At 64.5% G+C, this 16,889-nt stretch carries 20 protein-coding genes; 9 read left to right on the top strand and 11 right to left on the bottom strand.

The genetic code is table 11. The features are described from left to right. The first annotated feature begins 14 nt into the window (after nucleotides 1-14). Genes NLM31_RS31265 through NLM31_RS31245 form a run of 5 tightly spaced genes read left to right on the top strand, consistent with a single transcriptional unit; the run spans nucleotide 15 to nucleotide 4,603 of the window. Nucleotides 15-1,256, top strand: coding sequence for an ABC transporter substrate-binding protein (locus NLM31_RS31265; protein ID WP_254194802.1), 1,242 nt, complete (start codon nucleotides 15-17; stop codon nucleotides 1,254-1,256). 12 nt (nucleotides 1,257-1,268) lie between these two features. Further along, nucleotides 1,269-2,144, top strand: coding sequence for a branched-chain amino acid ABC transporter permease (locus NLM31_RS31260; protein ID WP_254194801.1), 876 nt, complete (start codon nucleotides 1,269-1,271; stop codon nucleotides 2,142-2,144). Beyond that, nucleotides 2,141-3,139 carry a branched-chain amino acid ABC transporter permease gene (locus NLM31_RS31255; protein ID WP_254194800.1) on the top strand — a complete coding sequence of 333 codons (999 nt, stop codon included), beginning with the start codon at nucleotides 2,141-2,143 and terminating at the stop codon, nucleotides 3,137-3,139. The genes NLM31_RS31260 and NLM31_RS31255 overlap by 4 nt, the downstream gene beginning before the upstream one ends. Beyond that, a complete protein-coding gene (locus NLM31_RS31250; RefSeq protein WP_254194799.1) occupies nucleotides 3,136-3,891 on the top strand; it encodes an ABC transporter ATP-binding protein in 756 nt (251 codons plus the stop codon). Before NLM31_RS31255 ends, NLM31_RS31250 begins: the two co-directional genes overlap by 4 nt. Then, nucleotides 3,884-4,603 carry an ABC transporter ATP-binding protein gene (locus tag NLM31_RS31245; protein WP_254194798.1) on the top strand — a complete coding sequence of 240 codons (720 nt, stop codon included), beginning with the start codon at nucleotides 3,884-3,886 and terminating at the stop codon, nucleotides 4,601-4,603. The genes NLM31_RS31250 and NLM31_RS31245 overlap by 8 nt, the downstream gene beginning before the upstream one ends. Nucleotides 4,604-4,607: 4 nt before the next feature. On the opposite strand, the gene NLM31_RS31240 is transcribed toward NLM31_RS31245, so the two are convergent. From NLM31_RS31240 to NLM31_RS31230, 3 genes are all read right to left on the bottom strand, one after another. Then, the gene (locus NLM31_RS31240; protein ID WP_254194797.1) at nucleotides 4,608-6,617 is read right to left on the bottom strand and encodes a bifunctional diguanylate cyclase/phosphodiesterase; all 2,010 of its coding nucleotides are present in this window, start codon (nucleotides 6,615-6,617) and stop codon (nucleotides 4,608-4,610) included. A 303-nt stretch (nucleotides 6,618-6,920) separates the two neighbouring features. Beyond that, the gene (gene blaBJP / locus NLM31_RS31235) at nucleotides 6,921-7,811 is read right to left on the bottom strand and encodes a BJP family subclass B3 metallo-beta-lactamase (RefSeq protein ID WP_254194796.1); all 891 of its coding nucleotides are present in this window, start codon (nucleotides 7,809-7,811) and stop codon (nucleotides 6,921-6,923) included. A gap of 68 nt (nucleotides 7,812-7,879) precedes the next feature. Next, the gene (locus NLM31_RS31230) at nucleotides 7,880-8,083 is read right to left on the bottom strand and encodes a hypothetical protein (protein WP_254194795.1); all 204 of its coding nucleotides are present in this window, start codon (nucleotides 8,081-8,083) and stop codon (nucleotides 7,880-7,882) included. Between NLM31_RS31230 and NLM31_RS31225 the strand changes: the two genes are divergently transcribed. Continuing rightward, nucleotides 8,076-9,392: an esterase family protein gene (locus NLM31_RS31225; RefSeq protein WP_254194794.1), complete on the top strand. Its 1,317-nt coding sequence runs from the start codon at nucleotides 8,076-8,078 to the stop codon at nucleotides 9,390-9,392. The genes NLM31_RS31230 and NLM31_RS31225 overlap by 8 nt on opposite strands. A 13-nt stretch (nucleotides 9,393-9,405) precedes the next feature. Here the strand turns inward: NLM31_RS31225 and NLM31_RS31220 are convergent, their stop codons facing one another. The 3 genes from NLM31_RS31220 to NLM31_RS31210 all read right to left on the bottom strand — a co-directional run bounded on the left by NLM31_RS31220 (nucleotide 9,406) and on the right by NLM31_RS31210 (nucleotide 11,545). Next, entirely contained in the window at nucleotides 9,406-9,690 is a 285-nt protein-coding gene (locus NLM31_RS31220) for a TonB-dependent receptor plug domain-containing protein (protein WP_254194793.1), read from the bottom strand. Between the two features lie 63 nt (nucleotides 9,691-9,753). Further along, the gene (locus NLM31_RS31215; RefSeq protein ID WP_254194792.1) at nucleotides 9,754-11,109 is read right to left on the bottom strand and encodes a hypothetical protein; all 1,356 of its coding nucleotides are present in this window, start codon (nucleotides 11,107-11,109) and stop codon (nucleotides 9,754-9,756) included. A gap of 163 nt (nucleotides 11,110-11,272) precedes the next feature. Then, complete coding sequence (locus tag NLM31_RS31210) at nucleotides 11,273-11,545, bottom strand: hypothetical protein (protein ID WP_254194791.1); 273 nt, start codon at nucleotides 11,543-11,545, stop codon at nucleotides 11,273-11,275. 222 nt (nucleotides 11,546-11,767) lie between these two features. Here NLM31_RS31210 and NLM31_RS31205 point away from each other — a divergent pair, with 222 nt between their 5' ends. After that, nucleotides 11,768-12,043 carry a hypothetical protein gene (locus NLM31_RS31205; RefSeq protein WP_254132974.1) on the top strand — a complete coding sequence of 92 codons (276 nt, stop codon included), beginning with the start codon at nucleotides 11,768-11,770 and terminating at the stop codon, nucleotides 12,041-12,043. Nucleotides 12,044-12,148: 105 nt separating this feature from the next. Next, nucleotides 12,149-12,958 (top strand): substrate-binding domain-containing protein, encoded by an 810-nt coding sequence (locus tag NLM31_RS31200; RefSeq protein ID WP_254194790.1) that lies wholly within the window; start codon nucleotides 12,149-12,151, stop codon nucleotides 12,956-12,958. On the opposite strand, the gene NLM31_RS31195 is transcribed toward NLM31_RS31200, so the two are convergent. The 5 genes from NLM31_RS31195 to NLM31_RS31175 all read right to left on the bottom strand — a co-directional run bounded on the left by NLM31_RS31195 (nucleotide 12,932) and on the right by NLM31_RS31175 (nucleotide 15,701). Then, a complete protein-coding gene (locus NLM31_RS31195; RefSeq protein WP_254132972.1) occupies nucleotides 12,932-13,630 on the bottom strand; it encodes an ABC transporter permease in 699 nt (232 codons plus the stop codon). The genes NLM31_RS31200 and NLM31_RS31195 overlap by 27 nt on opposite strands. Before the next feature lie 136 nt (nucleotides 13,631-13,766). After that, nucleotides 13,767-14,453 carry an MIP/aquaporin family protein gene (locus tag NLM31_RS31190; protein WP_254132971.1) on the bottom strand — a complete coding sequence of 229 codons (687 nt, stop codon included), beginning with the start codon at nucleotides 14,451-14,453 and terminating at the stop codon, nucleotides 13,767-13,769. Continuing rightward, the gene (gene arsC, locus NLM31_RS31185) at nucleotides 14,453-14,863 is read right to left on the bottom strand and encodes an arsenate reductase (glutaredoxin) (protein WP_254132970.1); all 411 of its coding nucleotides are present in this window, start codon (nucleotides 14,861-14,863) and stop codon (nucleotides 14,453-14,455) included. Before arsC ends, NLM31_RS31190 begins: the two co-directional genes overlap by 1 nt. Nucleotides 14,864-14,874: 11 nt before the next feature. Then, nucleotides 14,875-15,345, bottom strand: coding sequence for an ArsI/CadI family heavy metal resistance metalloenzyme (locus tag NLM31_RS31180; RefSeq protein ID WP_254132969.1), 471 nt, complete (start codon nucleotides 15,343-15,345; stop codon nucleotides 14,875-14,877). A gap of 11 nt (nucleotides 15,346-15,356) precedes the next feature. Then, nucleotides 15,357-15,701: a helix-turn-helix transcriptional regulator gene (locus NLM31_RS31175; RefSeq protein ID WP_254194789.1), complete on the bottom strand. Its 345-nt coding sequence runs from the start codon at nucleotides 15,699-15,701 to the stop codon at nucleotides 15,357-15,359. Nucleotides 15,702-15,973: 272 nt separating this feature from the next. Between NLM31_RS31175 and NLM31_RS31170 the strand changes: the two genes are divergently transcribed. Then, nucleotides 15,974-16,825: a 3-hydroxybutyryl-CoA dehydrogenase gene (locus NLM31_RS31170; protein ID WP_254194788.1), complete on the top strand. Its 852-nt coding sequence runs from the start codon at nucleotides 15,974-15,976 to the stop codon at nucleotides 16,823-16,825. The last annotated feature ends 64 nt before the right edge of the window (nucleotides 16,826-16,889 follow it).

Here is a 16,889-nt window from a genome sequence, read left to right as displayed (position 1 = left end):
AGTTGGAGGAGATCATGCCCAAATCCGGTTCGACCGCGAAAATATCCCGCCGTACCGCGCTCGCCGGCCTCTCGGCCGGTGCGGCGCTGCTCGCCATGCCCCGGCTCGGACGCGCAGCGGATGAAACGATCCGCATCGGCTTTCCGACGCCGCTGACCGGCCCGTTCGCCGCGGAAGCGTGCGACCAGGTCAAGTGTGCGGAGCTCGCCGTCAAGCTCGTCAACGACAAGGGCGGCATCGGCGGCCGCAAGGTCGAGCTGTTGGTGCGCGACGACAAGCTCAACGCCGGCGAGGCCGCGACCCGCACTTTGGAGCTGATCGAAAAGGACAAGGTCCATGCCGTGGTCGGCGCGCTCTCGAGCGCCGTGCAGCTCGCAGTCAACGAGGTGACCCGTGCCCGCGGCGTGATCTATGTGTCGATCAGCCAGTCAGACACCATCAACGAGGCCAAGGATTTCAGCAAATACACCTTCCATGAGGCGCTGAACCCGCACATGACGACTTCTGCCGTGGCGCGGCAGACCCTGAAGAAGGGCATGAAGGTCGCACATCTGGTCGCGGATTATGCCTACGGCCATGAAATGCTGCGCGGCTTCAAGCGCGCGCAAGCTGCGATCGGCGCCGACAATGTCGGCGAGATCCTGCATCCGTTCGGTGCCGCCGATTATTCCACCTTCATGCCGCGCCTGATGTCGATGCGGCCGGACGTGCTCTGCATCTCCAATTTCGGCCGCGACCAGGCCAATGCGATCAAGCAGGCGGTCGATTTCGGCGTGAAGCAGCAGATGAAGATCGTCGTGCCCGTGATCCTGCATAACCAGCGCCTCGCGGTCGGCCCCGACGTGTTCGAGGGCGTGGTCGGCGGCGCCAATTACTATTGGGGTCTGGAGACCCAGAGCAAGACAGCGGCCGATTTCAACGCGGCCTTCAAAGCGGCCAATGCCGGCGCGATCCCGACCGACTACGGTGCGTACGGCTATTCCGGCGTTGGATCGCTGCTGGCGGCGATGCAGACCGCCGGCGTTACCGACACCGACAAGGTCGTCGATGCGCTGGAGAAGCTGCAATACGATCTGACCAAGGGTCCGCAGCATTACCGCAAATGCGACCATCAGTCGGTGCAGTCGGTGCTGGTGCTGGAGTCCAAGAAGAAGTCGGCCATGGCGAACGACAATGATCTGTTCGCGATTCTCGCCAACGACGCCGGCTCCGACGATATGCTGCGCAGCTGCAGCGAGCTCGGCCACGCGACCTGAAGCAGCGTGACGATGGACTTGTCGCTGATCATCATGCAGCTTCTCTCCGGGATCGCCCTTGGGGCGGTCCTGGTGATCACTGCGCTTGGACTGACGATCGTGTTCGGCATGTTGGGCGTGGTGAATTTCGCCCACGGCGCGCTGTTCATGATAGGCGCCTATGCGGGGCTGTATCTGGCGTCTCTCACCGGAAGCTTCTGGTGGGGGTTGCTGCTGGCGCCGATCCTGATGGGCGCCTTCGGCATGCTGATCGAGTTCGTCCTGATCCGCAGACTCTACGGACGCTCGATCGACGATCCGCTGCTACTCACCTTCGGTCTCAGCTACATCCTGGTTGAGGGCGTACGCATCGTGTTCGGCAGCGACGGCATTCCGTTCCCGACCCCGCCGCAGTTGATCGGCGTGCTTGATCTCGGCATCGGCTTCTTCCCGCGCTATCGCCTGTTCGTGATTGCGCTGGTCGCCGTGGTACTTCTTTTGCTGTGGCTGGCGCTGGAGAAGACCCGTATCGGCCTGATCGTGCGCGCCGGCGCGCGTGATCCCATGATCATGCAGGTGCTCGGCGTCGATATCGGCCGGGTCTGGCTCGCGATCTTCGGCCTCGGTGTCGGGCTTGCCGCGCTTGGCGGCGTGCTTGCGGGCCCCATGCGCAGCGTCAATCCGGAAATGGGCTCGCTGGTGCTGGCGGAAGCCTTTGTGGTCACGGTGATCGGCGGCCTCGGTTCGATCGTTGGTGCCGTCGTCGCCGGTCTCATGGTCGGCATTTCCATCAGCCTGGTGGCGCTGTTTGCGCCGGAAATGGCGACCATCGTCATGTTCGCCCTGATGGCCGTGGTGCTGCTGATCCGCCCGCAAGGCCTGTTCGGCGTGAGGGGGAGGACCGCGTGACGTCACCATCGAGCGGCGAAGCGGTCGCCAAGCCAGCGTCCGGAGGCCTCGGTTGGCTTCTTGAGCAGCGCGTGCTGCTGTCGGTCGCGGTGCTGGCCGTGTTGCCTTGGCTGCTGCCGTCGCAGGCGCTGGCCGTCAACGTCCTGATCTACGGCGTCGTGGTGATGGGCTATAATCTGTTGTTCGGCTACACCGGGCTGTTGTCGTTCGGCCAGGCGGCGTTCTTTGGCGCGGGTGCCTATTTCACCGGGATCGCGATCGGCCGCTACGGTTTGCCCTGGTTCTTGGCGGTGCCGATCGCCGTTCTGCTCAGCACCTGCCTTGCCGCCGCGATCGGAATCGTCTCGACGCGGACGCGCGGTATTTATTTCTCCATGGTGACGCTCGCGCTGGCCCAGCTCGTCTATTACGTCGCACTGCAGGCCGCGTCCTTCACCGGCGGCGAGAATGGCCTGCGCGGCTTCACCGTCGACCGCATCAACCTGTTTGGTCTCTCCGTCAACTTCCTCGATCCCGTTAACAAATATTACGTGCTGATGGCGCTCGCGGCGCTCGCCATGTGGTTCCAGTCGCGCATCCTGAACTCGCCATTCGGCGCGGTGATCGAGGCGATCCGGGAGAACGAACAGCGGGCGCGGGCTTGCGGCTACAATGTCGAGCGCAGCAAGCTGATCGTGTTCATGCTGTCGGGCGCGATCTCCTCGCTCGGCGGCTGCATGTTGGCACTGCATCTGTCGATCGTGCCGCTGGATATCCTGCACTACCAGACGTCGGGCATGATCGTGATGATGGTGCTGCTCGGCGGCGCCCGCAGCTTCTTCGGGCCCTTCGTCGGTGCGGCCACATTCCTCGTCCTGGAGGACGTCATCTCGGTCTGGACGCCGCACTGGCAGATCTTCGTCGGCGCGATCTTCGTGCTGTTCGTGCTGTTCCTGCCCAAGGGGATCTGGGGCACGCTGCTGGACGCGCTGGGTGTCGGAAAGGCGCGGCCATGACCGGCGAACTGCTTCGCGCCGACGGCATCGGCAAGCGCTTTGGCGGCTTCACCGCGCTCGAGGGCATCACCGTGTCCTTTGCCGCGGGCCAGCTCACCTCGATCATCGGGCCGAACGGGGCGGGCAAGAGCACCTTCTTCAACATCCTCTCCGGCGCGCTGACGCCGACCTCGGGCAAGCTGCACTTCCGCGGGCGCGAGTTGAACGGCTTGCCGCAGCATCGCTTCGTGCATCAGGGCATCTCGCGCTCCTACCAGATCACCAACATCTTCCCGGACTTGTCCGTGCACGAGAACGTGCGCGTGGCGGCGCAGGCGCTGAGCGTCAGCTATGACATCTGGCACAACCGCGCGCATTTGCCGGAGCTCAATGCCAAGGCCGACGCCGCGCTCGACGCGGTCGGCCTGCTCGGCAAGCGCGGCGAGCTGGCAAAATTCCTCTCGCATGGCCAGCAGCGCGCGCTGGAGATCGCAATCGCGCTGGTCTCGGAGCCGGAACTGCTGCTGCTCGACGAGCCGACCGCCGGTATGGGGCCGGAAGAGACCAAGGACATGGTCGCGCTGCTGGAGCGGCTCGCCGACAAGCGCACCGTGCTGCTGGTCGAGCACAAGATGAAGATGGTGCTGGGCCTCTCCAAGCGCGTTGTGGTGCTGCATCACGGCCGCCTGCTGGCGGACGGCGCGCCCGACGAGATTAGGAGCAATCCGGAGGTCCGCCGGGTCTATCTCGGACAGAGTGAAGGTTATGGCTGAGACCGCGCTGCTCGATATCAACGATCTCCATGCCTGGTACGGCGCGAGCCACATCCTGCACGGCATCTCGCTGCACGTGAAGGAGGGCGAGGTGGTCGCGCTGGTTGGCCGCAACGGCGCCGGCAAGACCACGACCTTGCGGGCGATGATGGGGCTGATGCCGAAGGCGACGGGGCACGTCCGTTTTGCTGGCAAGGAGCTGTTGCCGCTCCGCGCCCATCAGCGTTTCCACCTTGGGCTTGCCTATGTCCCCGAGGAACGGCGCATCGTTCCCGGTCTCACCGTGCGCGAAAACCTGCGGCTCGGCCTCGTGGCAGCCGGCCGCGCGATCGACGAGCGCGCAGCGATCGACGAGATCGCCGAGACGTTTCCGCGGCTGAAGGAGCGGCTCGACCAGGAGGGCGTGACGCTTTCCGGCGGCGAGCAGCAGATGCTGGCGATCGCGCGCGCGCTGATCGCCGATCCCAGGATGATCCTGCTGGACGAGCCCTCGGAAGGCATCATGCCGGTGCTGGTCGAGGAGATGGGCGTGCTGTTCCGCCGCCTGCGCGACGCAGGCAAGACGCTGCTGCTGGTCGAGCAGAACGTCGAATGGGCCTTGCGCCTGGCCGACCGCGCCGTGATCATCGATCAGGGCGAGGTCGTGCATGAGAGCAGTGCGGCCGCACTGCTCGCGGACAAGGACATCCAGGAGCGCTATTGCGCGGTGTAATGCCTCAGGCGACAACCTTGCTGGTTGAGCCGTGGTCCAGGCGCTCGCGTTCCTTGGCGAGATAGTCCTCGATTGCCGCGCCCGGCATGGGCTTTGCGAAATAATAGCCCTGGATGAAGTCGCACCCGAGCCGGCGCAGCGTGTCGAGCTGGGCGCGGGTCTCGACGCCCTCGACCACGCAGGCGATCTCCATGTCGTCGCAAAGGCCCGTGAGCGACTTGATGATCTTGTGGCTGACCGGATTCTCGTTGATGTCCGCGACGAAGCTGCGGTCGATCTTGAGCTTGTCCAGCGGCAGGCGGTGCACATGGCTCAGCGAGGAATAGCCGGTGCCGAAATCATCCAGCGAGATGCCGCAGCCCATCGCCTTCAGCGTCGCGATCGATTGCTGGGCACGGACGAAGTCGAAGGTGACGGCCGTCTCCGTGATCTCGAAATCGATCCGGTGCGGCGGCAGGCCGCTCCTCTCGATGATGGCGATCAGCGGCAAAATGCCCTCGGCCGCGCAGACGTCGTGGGCGGAGAGATTGAACGACAGGCGGATGTGGTCGGGCCAGGACTTTGCGGTCGCGAGCGCGCGCGCGAGCAGCACCTGCGTCAGCGGCCGGATCAGGCCGATGCGCTCGGCCGCCGGGATGAAGTCGGCGGGCGAGACCCAGCCGAGGCGAGGGCTGTGCCAGCGCGCCAGGGTCTCGAAGCCTGCCGTGTGCTCGCTCATGGCATCGACGATCGGCTGGAACACCAGCTCCATCTCGGCGCCGAAATCGGACGTCCGCAGCAGGTTCTCGATGACGCCACGGCTGCGGATCTCCGCCTCGAGTTCGCCCGAGAAGATCACGGTGCGGCCGCGCTGGTGGCGCTTGGCGTGGTAGAGCGAATAGTCGGCGCATTCGTACAGCGCTTCCGACGTCGTCGCGGAGTTTGGATAAAGTGCGAAGCCGATCGAACAGGACAGTCCGGTATGGGCGGTGTCGAGCTGGTAGGGCAGCTTGACCTGCTCGCCGATGCGTTCGCCGAGCCGCGCCAGATCGACATCCTCGGGGTCGCCGCACACGACGAGACCGAACTCGTCGCCGCCCAGGCGCGCAAACTCCACCCGTTGCGGTCCAAAGCCCTCGCAGACCTCGCGGGTGCGGCGGCCGGCCTCGATCAGGACGCGGTCGCCGACGGAATGACCGTAATTGTCGTTGATCGGCTTGAAGCCGTCGAGGTCGATGATGCCGACCGCGACGTGAACGTGTCTGCGCTCGGCATCATTGAAGGCGCTCGCGAGCTCGGCGAAGAAGCGACGGCGGTTCGGCAGCTCGGTGAGGGAATCGAGGTTGGCGAGGCGGAAGTTCTCGTCCGATAGCGCTTGCGTGGCCGCCTGCTGCATCAGCAGCGATTTGCGATTGGAGACGAGATCGGCGAAGTCGCGGTAGTAGATGAACAGCACCGTTACCATCGCGCCGGAGACCAGCAGATTGTTGATGGCCATTGCCTTCAGCGTCGGCTCGCCGGTGACGAAGTAGAACAGCACATAGGGGACGTTGACGACGAGCGTCACGATCAGCGCGGCTGAACGCAGATGCATCAGGCAGAAGATGCAGCCGATCACGGTCACGGCCATGTAGAACGCGACCTGGCTCTTGGCGAAGGCATCACCATAGGGATAGAGCGCGAACGACCAGGCCGTGAAACCCGCCGCGATCGGCGCCGCGATCAAGTTGGTGAGGCGCAAATTGCGCAGAATGTCGGCGTCGCTACGCACAACATGCCGCTGACGCAGCCACCAGACGGTCCGAAGGCCGGTCACCGCGGTCAACACGGCGGGCACGATCATGCTCAGCGAGGCCGGCGCCAACGGCACGTAGGTATAGGCGACCGCGATCGTGTTGGTGATCAGGATGAAGTAGAGCAGGGGGATCTGCTTGGAGAAGGCGTCGAATTGCGCGCGCGTCAGATCCGGATCGGTCGGCACGCGAAACAGCCGCACCGTGGCGGCGAGATAGGCTTTCAAATCGACGGCAGGCATTGCAATACGCGCCCCAAATCCCTTCAAACGAAGGCGATCTTGCACAGCGGGGGTAAAGAGCGCGTTAGACGGGTTCCACGAGGATGCGCCAGCGCTGGTTGCACGCGACCGCAGGATTTTCCACCCGCGTGCATTGGTGAGGGGCTGTTAAGGATATGCCGCGGAAGCGAGCGGCGTTTCGCGCGGCAGATCGTCCGAGATGATCGCGGCTACGGTCTGCTAACCATAGCAATCTCGGCCGCGTGGTGCCGCCGATCGCGGCGGCGGTCGCGGACGACCGCCGCGCAGAGGTGACGGCGGCCGTCACTTCGCCGGTTGAAGCGCGGCCGTTTGTTTGGCGAGCGCCTTGTCGAAATCGTCCGACAGGCCAGTGGCGTAGGCCGGAAGCTCGCCCGGCTTGACGAATGGATTCGGCGTGGGGTTCTTGATCTGCTGCGCGCGCTTGTCCTGCATGCCATAGACCTCGGGATGCGGCCCGAGCAGCACGTCGATCTTCATCGCCTTGGCCTTGGCGAAGGTTGCGCGATAGTCGTCGACAATGCCGGGATAGGTCGGCTGGCCGACCAGGCGGTTTAGCGCGACGGTGCCGCTGCAGAAGAACAGCACCTCGCGGTCCTGGCCGCCGTCCTTCACAGTCATCTCCCAGCTGGTGCAGCCCGGCGAATGGCCGGGCGTCTCATGCGCCGTCAGCGTGGTATCACCGAGCGTGACCTTGTCGCCTTCTTTCACGGTACGATCGACCTTCACCGGAGGAAAGCCGAGGTCCGCGTTCTTCTCGTCGCCCGGATAGTAGCCGCCTTCGAGCAGCGGCTTGTCGCGCGCGCCGGCGACGAGCTGCGCGCCGCTGTCCTGCTTGATCTCGGCGAAGCCGCCGGTGTGGTCGAGATGGGCGTGGGTGTTGAGGATGTATTTGATGTCGGCGACCTTGAAGCCGAGCTTGGCGATGTTGTCCTTGATCATGCCAGTCGACTGCGGCATCGCGGTGTCCATCAGGATCAGGCCCTGCGACGTCTTGATGACATAGACGGCGATGCCGTCGGTGCCGACATAATAGATATTGTCGATGAGCTGGAACGGCTCGAACGGCGCGGTCCACTTCACCATGACTGCCGCCAGGAAGTCCTTGATGGTCTGGGCTTGCGCAACTGGGGTGAAGAGCGCCATCGCGCATAGCGCGGCCGTGAGCTTTCTCATGGATCGTCCTCCCGGATTGTTGTTGTCGTTGCGACCGCGGGTGAGGCCGCGGATCGTCGGGTCGCACGCTAGATGTTGCGCGATGCGGCAGCAACGGCCTGATGTTCGAAAAATGCCACGTCATGCGCGGAATAACGGCCGCTGTCCGGTTTGAGCATGGCGACGATTGCTGCACTGCGCCCATCGCGTTTGACCGCGTGCGAGCCGGCCGCCATAATTTGCGTCAAGACGGGCCAGAAAGACACGTCAACATCGGGAGCTGAAATGACCAAATCATTGTCCGTCCTTGCGGGGACGCTGATGTCCCTCGTCTCCTTCACATCGATCGCCTTCGCGCAGCCGGCCTGCGTGACCCAGAACATGGCCGTGCCGCCGGGCGCCAACACCAGCGACAAGGCGGCGCCGTTCTTCATCGATACCACCGGCCTCGATTTCAAGACCACGCCGCCGACGCGCGATCCCTCCAATCCGAACTATCCGCGCGCGACCGAGCTGCCCGATGGCACCTTGCCGCCGCCGGGCGCCGAGGGGAATTTCATCATCGGTCCTACCCACAATCCGGCGCCCGAGACCATTGCGAAAGAGGGCGTTCCGCGCGGCACGATAAAATCCTTCACGCTGTCGTCGAAGGACAGCACGATCTACAATCCCGGCCTGATCCGCGACGACGTCGCCGGCTGCACCAATTCCTCGATCATGACGACGGTGACTGCGCCGGACGACAAGTCGAACATGATCGTCACCACCAGCCATCCCGGCATCTGGTCGCGCACCATCGACGTCTATGTGCCGGCGCAATACGTCCCTGGTACCGAAGCGCCCTTCATCGTGATCGGCGACGGCGGCTCCGCTGCCTACAAGGATCTGCCGACCACGCTCGACAATCTGATCGCGCAGCGCCGTGTGCCGCCGATGATCGCGATCCAGGTCGGCAATGGCGGGCAGGATGCGCAGGGCAGCCAGCGCGGCCGCGAATATGACGCGGTGTCGGGTGTCTATGCGCAGTTCATCGAGCGCGAGGTGCTGCCGCTGGTCGAGCAGAACGCCGGCGTCAAGCTTACCAGGAATCCCGAAGGACGCGCGACCATGGGGCTGAGCTCGAGTGGCGTGGCAGCCTTCACCATGGCCTGGTTCCATCCCGAACTCTATCACCGCGTGCTAGCGTTCTCGCCGACCATGGTCAACCAGCAATGGCCGCATGATCCGTCACTGCGCGGTGGCGCATGGGAATATCACAGCGCATGGACGGGACCGGCCACGCCCAATCTCATCTCGAAGGCCGGCGTGCTGACGCCGGCCGAGCCGCCCGGCGTACCGCTGATCGTCGCCGCGCCGACCAAGCCGATCCGCTTCTGGTTCTTCGGCGGCGACCAGGATCTGTTCTATCCCAATCCGACCATCCCCGACGGCATGCACGACTGGACCCTGTCGAACGCGCTGACGGCAAAGGTGCTGGCGGAGAAGGGTTACCACTACCAGTTCCTGTTCGTGCGCAATGCCAAGCATGTCGATCGTCCCACGATCGCGCAAACGCTGCCCTCGGCACTGGAATGGGTCTGGAAGGGCTATCCGATCCCTTGATGCGCGAAATGGCCTAGCGCCCGATCGTCACACCGGCGGTCGAGCGCATGGCGTCGCGCAAGCTCGTCGCATTCATGTCGTCGAGCATCTGCCGCGTCAGCACGGTGGTCTGGCCGGGCGTGTCGAGGATGGTCTCGCCACGTGAGAAGGACAGCCGGTTGGCCTTGTAAGGGGATGCCGGATCGGTGGCAGGCGGCGCCGCATGGACGTGGCGCGGCCGCTTATGGGACGCGGCGAGCGCGCCTTGCGAAACGCAGAGCGCGGCGATCACGATCAGGCTTTGTAATTTTGCGGACATGCGATCTCCCACATCCCGGGCGTCAGCCTAGCATATGGGGCGCGTCATCGCAGAGGAAAAGGATCAGGCGAGGGCGGCCTGGCGTTCCCGCACCGGCTCGCGGGTGCGATCGGTGCCACGCGGCTCGGCGAGCCGGGTGAAGCTGCGCTGGCCCGCATGCACAGGGGCCTCGACGATCACGCCTTCGCAGACGATCTGGCCGCCGAGCATCTTGAATTCGAGCTTGTCGTAACGCGGCATCGTCTCGCCGGGCTCGGGCGGCAGCAGTCCGATGCGTCCCTGGATATTCAGTGTGGCTTCGCCGGTGCCGTGAAGCCGCGGATTCCACATCCTGATCCCGGTCTCCGTCCAGCGTTGCCGGACCAGCGCGGCACGATCGGCGGGCTCGACGATCTTTGCGCGCGCCTTCGGCGTGCTCGGGCTCTTCGGGGTGGGCGCCGGCTCAGGGTCGACGTGCGTGGCGGCAACGGGTGCGTCGGCGATCGTCGCCTCGGCAAGAGTGGCTGCGACGGGTTCGGGATCGTTCGCGACGACCGGGTCGATCTCTGCGGCGACGCTGGGAGCGGGCTCGCTGTCGATGCTGGCCTCGACGACGACAGGCGCGGGGACCTCAGCGTCGACGACGACGACGGGCGTCTCATCGACCGCGACCGGCTCGATCTCCAAGGAAGCGACGGATACAGGTTCGTCTTCGGTGACGGGCTCGGAGACCTCGACCGGAATCGTCGCCATCTCGACAAGCGCAACGACGACTTGCTCCGCGACGATCGGCTCGACATCTTCAGGGAGTTCCGGAGCAGCATCGCTACCGATGACGGGCTCAGGTGTCTCGATTGCCTCGACCTCGACAGCGGAGACCAGTGTCTCGTTCACGGCCTCGGGTTCGGGTGTCGCCTGGAGTTCGACAGGCAGATCGCTCACGGCAACGGATTCGGGAGCATCAACGACTTCGACTTCGACAGCGGAGATCGAGGTCTCTTCGACGACGTCAGGTTCAACATCCGTCACGAGTTCCGCGGGCGGCTCGCTGCTGGTGAGTTCGGGCGCATCAACCGGCGCGATTGCGACCTCAAGCGACGGAACTGCGATCTCTTCGACGACGAGAGGCCCGACGCCGGCCGGCGTCTCCAGCGATGAATCGTCGTTGACGCTGATATCGGTCGCAGCCGCGATCGGGCTCTCTTCGATGACAGGGATAATGGTGTTGTCTTCGGTGACCGGGGCCGCGACTTCGATGCCGGCATCGCGATGCAACGGTTCCGTGCTGATGTCGGTATCGAGGGCCGGCGCAGCTTCGGCAACAGCGATGACGGCAGGCTCTTCTTCCGCTGCGATCGGCGCCGCGTCGAGACTGCCGCTATGCGGCAGGGGCCGAAGCCGGTTGAACGCCCATTTCACCGCAGGAATGCGGCTCAGCAACGATATCAGTCTCGAAAGCACTGGGAGTTGTCCAAGAGGTACTCGGGCCGTAAGGGCAATCGCTGATTCGCCAGCAATGTGAAAAACTGCCCCGGCCGTCACACCCCTGTCAATCTAGGCGGGACCAATTGCAGAACATCTGCACAGCCACGCGCCACAGCGTTCATTCGAAATGCATCGATGCGAGCGGATCTTCGTCGCGATCCGGCTGATGCGTTGGTGCATGCGGGACGGCCGCGTGCTCGGCCTTGCGGATGTGCTGATGCGCAAGGGCGTGCTTGTGGACCAGCGCCATGGTGAGCGCCTCGCAGTCCGTGGGTTCGCCGCCCCAGGCGCAGTCGATGCTCGACGACTGTCCGGGCCACGCCTGGGCCGGGCCCGCGATCGCAAGCGGCAGAATGATCAGCAGGGCGGCGATGATGCTTGTCTTGGTCATGGGACGCTCCAAACCGTTTCACTGAATGGATCAGGCGAAACGGGCGATATTCCGCGGTGCCACATGATTGCGCGGCAGCTCACGCGGGGTTCAACGGCCGTGAGGCCGGCGTGAGGGCGTTCCCTTCGCAAACCGGTCCGGGAACCCGGATGCGACAAAGCACCGCCGCAACGTTCCGCGCCGCCTCGCTTAGGATATTCGGGCAGCAAGGCGAACCTTCGCATGTCCGATCCTCCGGAAGACAGGATCGTTCCGATCCGCTCGTTGCAAAGCGCGCGGCTTGACGAGCGCTTCGATGCAACGCTTGCGGATCTCGAGGCGCGCCGCGACGAGCTCGTGCGTGTCATCGCCCGTCTCACCGAAGGCCTGAGCGTGATCGATCAGGCGGGGGCAGATGCATCGGCGCAGTCGGCGCGCGATCTGATCGGTCTGCTGGCGACGGCCAAAGCCCAGCTCGACGAGATATCAAACATCATCACGAGGCTGCGGCCGCCATGACGTCATGCGGTACTGCCCCGGCCGCTGATCTTGCGCCGAATGTCGGGCTTTCCTGCGTCGTCCTTCCCGCCTAGTTTGAAACATCGGGGGAGTGAGGACGACGCAATGAAGAAACTTGCCGCCATCGCCGCGGTTCTGGTCTGGTCGACAGGCGCCCACGCGCAGGACCGCAGCATCACCGTGGCCTCGACGACGTCGACGGAGCAGTCGGGCCTGTTCGGCTATCTGCTGCCGTTGTTCTCGAAGGCCGAAGGCATCGAGGTGAAGGTCGTTGCCGTCGGCACCGGCCAGGCGCTGGATATCGGGCGGCGCGGCGATGCCGACGTGGTGTTCGTCCATGACAGGCCGGCCGAAGACAAGTTCATGTCCGAAGGGCAGGGCGTGAAGCGCTTTGACGTCATGTACAACGATTTCATCATCGTCGGCCCGAAGAGCGACCCCGCGAAGATTGCCGGCGGCAAGGACGTCGCTGATGCCCTGCGCAGGATCGCGGCGGCAAAGGCGCCGTTCATCTCGCGTGGCGACAAGTCCGGCACGCATGCCGCCGAGCTGAGATTGTGGAAGGACGCCGGCATCGATCCTGCGACCGGGAAGGACAGCTGGTATCGCGAGATCGGGCAAGGCATGGGGCCGGCGCTGAACATGGCGTCGTCGTCGGGGGCTTACCTTCTGTCCGACCGCGGCACTTGGCTGTCGTTCAAGAATCGGGGCGAGCTTGCGATCCTGACCGAGGGCGACAAGCGGCTGTTCAATCAGTACGGCGTCATGCTCGTCAATCCGGACAAGCATGCGAATGTGAAGGCGAAGGACGGGCAGGCCTTCATCGACTGGCTGATCGCGCCAAAGGGGCAGGATGCGATCGCCGGCTACAAGGTCGGCGGCGAGCAGCTATTTTTCCCCAACGCGTCCCACTAGCAGGAAGGCGACGGTCGAGACGGCGACGCTGAGCGCGAGCAGGATCAGTCCGAGCCCGAGCGCCAGCGGCAAATCGCCCTTGCTGGTCTCAAGCGCGATCGCCGTCGTCATGGTGCGGGTGAAGCCGCGGATGTTGCCGCCGACGATGATGATGGCGCCGACCTCGGCGATCGCCCGCCCGAACGCCGCGAGAAAGGCGGTCAGCAGCGAGGTCCGGCCGAGTGCGAACAAGAGGCCGATGCTGCGCAGTGTCGACAGTCCGTCGATCCGTGCGAGGTCGCCATATTCCGCCCACAGCAGGCTTGCCGGCCGATGCACCAGCGCAACCACGATCGGGGTCGCCAGCAGCGTCTGCGCAATCACCATGGCCGCCGGCGTGAACAGCAGGCCCGCTGCGCCGAGCGGGCCGGAGCGCGACAGCAGAAGATAGAGTGCAAGCCCGACCACGACGGGCGGCAGTCCGAGCAGCGCATTGGTCAGCACGATGACCACCTGCCGCCCGCGAAAGCGGGTGATCGCCAGCAGTGCCCCGAGCGGCGCGCCGATCAGCAGCGCGATGATGCTGGCCGTCAGGCTCACGCGCACCGACAAGGCGACGATACCGAGCAGCTCCGGATCGGCTTCGCCAATCAGCGTGAACGCGGCAACGATGGAGCGTGCGAAGTCGTTCATCCGGCCTGATGCCCCAGGGCCAGGCCGCATGTCATGAGATGGTCGATATCGTGGCTGCGATGCCGCTTCACACTGGTCCCTGCCGTTCCCGCCGACAGTCAGAGAATACAGGTGACGAGCGGTTTGGACACTCTATTCATTCGTAGGCAGCAGCGTGCTTCACGCTTGCTCTGCCCCACAGCCAGCCCGCCAGCGGAATGGCGAGGGCTGCCCCGATGAGCTGAGCGATCATGAAGGCCGGCACGTCGTGCGGGGCGATGCCTGCAAAGGTGTCGGATAGCGATCGGGCCATGGTGACGGCGGGATTGGCAAACGACGTCGAGGCCGTGAACCAATAGGCCGATGTGATGTACAGGCCGACCGCGTAGGGAACGGCAGCCGAGGCTCGCGACGCGACGCCGAAGATCGTCAGCAGCAGTCCGAAGGTCGCCACCGCTTCGGCGAGCCACTGTCCCGCACCGCTTCGTTCGGTCAGCGACATCTGGAGGACGGGCAGCCCGAACATCAGATGCGCAATCCACACGCCGATGATTGCGCCGGCGATCTGCGCGACAATGTAGATCGCAGCGTCGATCCAGGCCACTTCGCCGCGTAGCGCAAAGGCCAATGTCACCGCCGGATTGAAATGGGCGCCTGACACGGAAGCAAACATCAGGATCAGCACGACGAGAATGGCGCCGGTGGCGATGGTGTTGCACAGGAGCGCCAGCGCGACATTCCCGCCCGCGAGCCTCTCGGCCATGATCCCCGAGCCGACCACCGCGGCGAGCAGGAACGCCGTCCCGAGCCATTCGGCAAATGCGCGCTGTGCAAGGCCCGGCATCAGGCGCTGCGATCCAGCCGGACGCGCTCGCCGTCTTCCTTGACGAACTCGCCCTGCTGCGGGGGCAAGAGATCCAGCACCTGCTCGGACGGGCGGCAGAGTTTCACGCCTTTCGGCGTGACCACGATCGGCCGGTTGATCAGGATCGGATGCGCCATCATGGCGTCGAGAAGCTCGTCGTCGGTCAGGTCAGGGTTGTCGAGCCCGAGCTCGGCATAGGGCGTGCCCTTCTCGCGCAGCAGCTCGCGCACCGAAAGACCCATGCGTATGGCCAGCTGCTGCAACAGGGCACGTGACGGCGGCGTCTTGAGATACTCGATCACATGCGGCTCGATGCCGGCGTGCCGGATCATGGCAAGCGTGTTGCGCGAGGTGCCGCAGGCGGAATTGTGGTAGATGATTGCGTCCATTGCCGCCACCTTCAGCAACAGGCCTGTGACGGCTTTGGCGCGGCCTGCGGCGCGCAGCAGGCGCCTGTCTTCTCATGCGCAACTCGCGCGCGGTTCTCACCGCTGCCATCGCCGTAGTCGATGCTTTCGCCGGTGGTATGAAAAGTCTCCCACGCGATGCCGGCGGGATCGTCGATCCATGATTTCTCCGACTTGGCGTAGCAGCAGGCCGTCTGCCCCTGCTCGATGATGTCGCCGCCGGCCTGGTGCAGCCGCGCATAGACCTCTTGCAGCTCGTCGTGGGTCTCGACCTGGATGCCGAGATGGTCGAGGCCGGGTGTGCGCCCGCGCGTCGAGATCGCGAAGTTCACGCGGGGATCTTCGAGCATCCATTTGGCGTAGTCGGGCTTCACCACGGAAGGCTTGCTCGCGAACAGGGCGGAGTAGAACCCGATCGAGCGGGAGAGATCGTCGACGGACACGTGAACGTGCAGGCGCTTCATGCTCTGTCCTTTCAGGCCAAAACCTTGTTGCGCTTTCGCGCGGATTTCGAGGACGATGCGGGCGTGCAGGAGACGCCGCCGCAGCAATTTTCGGTGAGGAAGCCGACCAGCGCATTCATGGTCTCGAACCGCGCCGCATAGATCATCGAGCGCCCCTCGCGCCGGACCGTGGCAAGGCCGGCCATCCGCAGCCGGTCGAAGTGAAACGTCAGCGTATTGGGCGCGAGATCCAGCGCCGCCGCGATCGCGCCTGCAGTCATGCCTTCGGGGCCGGCCTGCACCAGCAGGCGGAAGACATCGAGACGATTGTCCTGCGCCAGAGCGGCGAGCGCCGCGACGGCGTCTGTCTTTTCCATATTTCAACGATTATTGAAATGATGGTTGCGCGTCAACTTGAATCTCGGCATTCCCAGGGGCGGAACGGGCCGCAAAACGCGGGCCGATCAGGCCGCGAGACCACGAAATCATGCCCTTTGACAGCGGAAAGGCGACTTTATTCTCGCCACGGATGGGTTAAGGAAGAGCCTGGATGCGGTGCAGCACTTAGGGCGGCCCGCGGCTCGAAATTCAGGTCAAACCGGGTACGCCGCTCAAGGCCGGGCCCGTTCAACGAGAAGGACGTCATTCCATGATCAATACCGTTGGCATCATCGGAGCAGGGACCATGGGCAACGGCATCGCCCAGATCTGCGCCGCGGCCGGGCTTTCGGTCGTGATGGTCGACATCTCCGATGCGGCGGTGAGCCGCGGTGTCGCCACCGTCGGCGGCAGCCTCGAGCGCCTGGTCAAGAAAGAGAAGATGTCGGCGGCCGATCGCGACGCCACGCTCAAGCGCATCACCGGCACGACCGACCGCGCCAAGCTCTCCGATTGCGATCTCGTCATTGAGGCTGCGACAGAGAACGAGGAGCTCAAGGTCAAGATCCTGAAGGACCTCTGCGCCACGCTGTCGCCGCGCACGCTGCTTGCGACCAACACCTCCTCGATCTCGATCACCAAGCTCGCGGCTGCGACCGATCGGCCCGATCGCTTCATCGGCATGCACTTCTTCAACCCGGTTCCGGTGATGGCGCTGCTGGAACTGATCCGCGGCTTGCAGACCTCGGACGACACCCACGCCAAGGCACTCGACTTCGCCCAGCGCGTCGGCAAGGTGGCGATCACCGCCAAGAACAGCCCGGGCTTCGCCGTCAACCGCATCCTGTGCCCGATGATCAACGAGGCGATCTTCGCGCTCCAGGAGGGGATTGCGACTGCGGAGGAGATCGACGCCGGCATGAAGCTCGGCTGCAACCATCCGATCGGGCCACTGGCGCTGGCCGACCTCGTCGGCCTCGACACCATGCTGTCGGTGATGGAGGTCTTTTATAAGGGCTTCAACGACCCCAAATACCGTCCGGCCCCCTTGCTCAAGGAAATGGTCGATGCCGGCCATCTCGGCCGCAAGACCGGGCAGGGCTTTTACAGCTACGGCACGTGATTGCGAGGCGGGGTGCTAAGTACCCGCAGTTTGCGCTATCGCAAAGATGCGGTCGCGTGATTTG

Source organism: Bradyrhizobium sp. CCGUVB4N (assembly GCF_024199945.1).
GTDB lineage: Bacteria > Pseudomonadota > Alphaproteobacteria > Rhizobiales > Xanthobacteraceae > Bradyrhizobium.
This window is presented reverse-complemented; position numbering and strand designations above follow the sequence as displayed.

What these genes read in the sequence shown, in the direction of transcription:
- NLM31_RS31225 (WP_254194794.1), top strand. Translation starts at nt 8,076, where the DNA reads ATGACCAAATCATTGTCCGTCCTTGCGGGGACGCTGATGTCCCTCGTC.
- NLM31_RS31220 (WP_254194793.1), bottom strand. Translation starts at nt 9,690, where the DNA reads ATGTCCGCAAAATTACAAAGCCTGATCGTGATCGCCGCGCTCTGCGTT.
- NLM31_RS31170 (WP_254194788.1), top strand. Translation starts at nt 15,974, where the DNA reads ATGATCAATACCGTTGGCATCATCGGAGCAGGGACCATGGGCAACGGC.
- NLM31_RS31250 (WP_254194799.1), top strand. Translation starts at nt 3,136, where the DNA reads ATGACCGGCGAACTGCTTCGCGCCGACGGCATCGGCAAGCGCTTTGGC.
- arsC (WP_254132970.1), bottom strand. Translation starts at nt 14,863, where the DNA reads ATGGACGCAATCATCTACCACAATTCCGCCTGCGGCACCTCGCGCAAC.
- NLM31_RS31210 (WP_254194791.1), bottom strand. Translation starts at nt 11,545, where the DNA reads ATGACCAAGACAAGCATCATCGCCGCCCTGCTGATCATTCTGCCGCTT.
- blaBJP (WP_254194796.1), bottom strand. Translation starts at nt 7,811, where the DNA reads ATGAGAAAGCTCACGGCCGCGCTATGCGCGATGGCGCTCTTCACCCCA.
- NLM31_RS31240 (WP_254194797.1), bottom strand. Translation starts at nt 6,617, where the DNA reads ATGCCTGCCGTCGATTTGAAAGCCTATCTCGCCGCCACGGTGCGGCTG.
- NLM31_RS31245 (WP_254194798.1), top strand. Translation starts at nt 3,884, where the DNA reads ATGGCTGAGACCGCGCTGCTCGATATCAACGATCTCCATGCCTGGTAC.
- NLM31_RS31175 (WP_254194789.1), bottom strand. Translation starts at nt 15,701, where the DNA reads ATGGAAAAGACAGACGCCGTCGCGGCGCTCGCCGCTCTGGCGCAGGAC.
- NLM31_RS31265 (WP_254194802.1), top strand. Translation starts at nt 15, where the DNA reads ATGCCCAAATCCGGTTCGACCGCGAAAATATCCCGCCGTACCGCGCTC.
- NLM31_RS31190 (WP_254132971.1), bottom strand. Translation starts at nt 14,453, where the DNA reads ATGCCGGGCCTTGCACAGCGCGCATTTGCCGAATGGCTCGGGACGGCG.
- NLM31_RS31180 (WP_254132969.1), bottom strand. Translation starts at nt 15,345, where the DNA reads ATGAAGCGCCTGCACGTTCACGTGTCCGTCGACGATCTCTCCCGCTCG.
- NLM31_RS31205 (WP_254132974.1), top strand. Translation starts at nt 11,768, where the DNA reads ATGTCCGATCCTCCGGAAGACAGGATCGTTCCGATCCGCTCGTTGCAA.
- NLM31_RS31200 (WP_254194790.1), top strand. Translation starts at nt 12,149, where the DNA reads ATGAAGAAACTTGCCGCCATCGCCGCGGTTCTGGTCTGGTCGACAGGC.
- NLM31_RS31195 (WP_254132972.1), bottom strand. Translation starts at nt 13,630, where the DNA reads ATGAACGACTTCGCACGCTCCATCGTTGCCGCGTTCACGCTGATTGGC.
- NLM31_RS31260 (WP_254194801.1), top strand. Translation starts at nt 1,269, where the DNA reads ATGGACTTGTCGCTGATCATCATGCAGCTTCTCTCCGGGATCGCCCTT.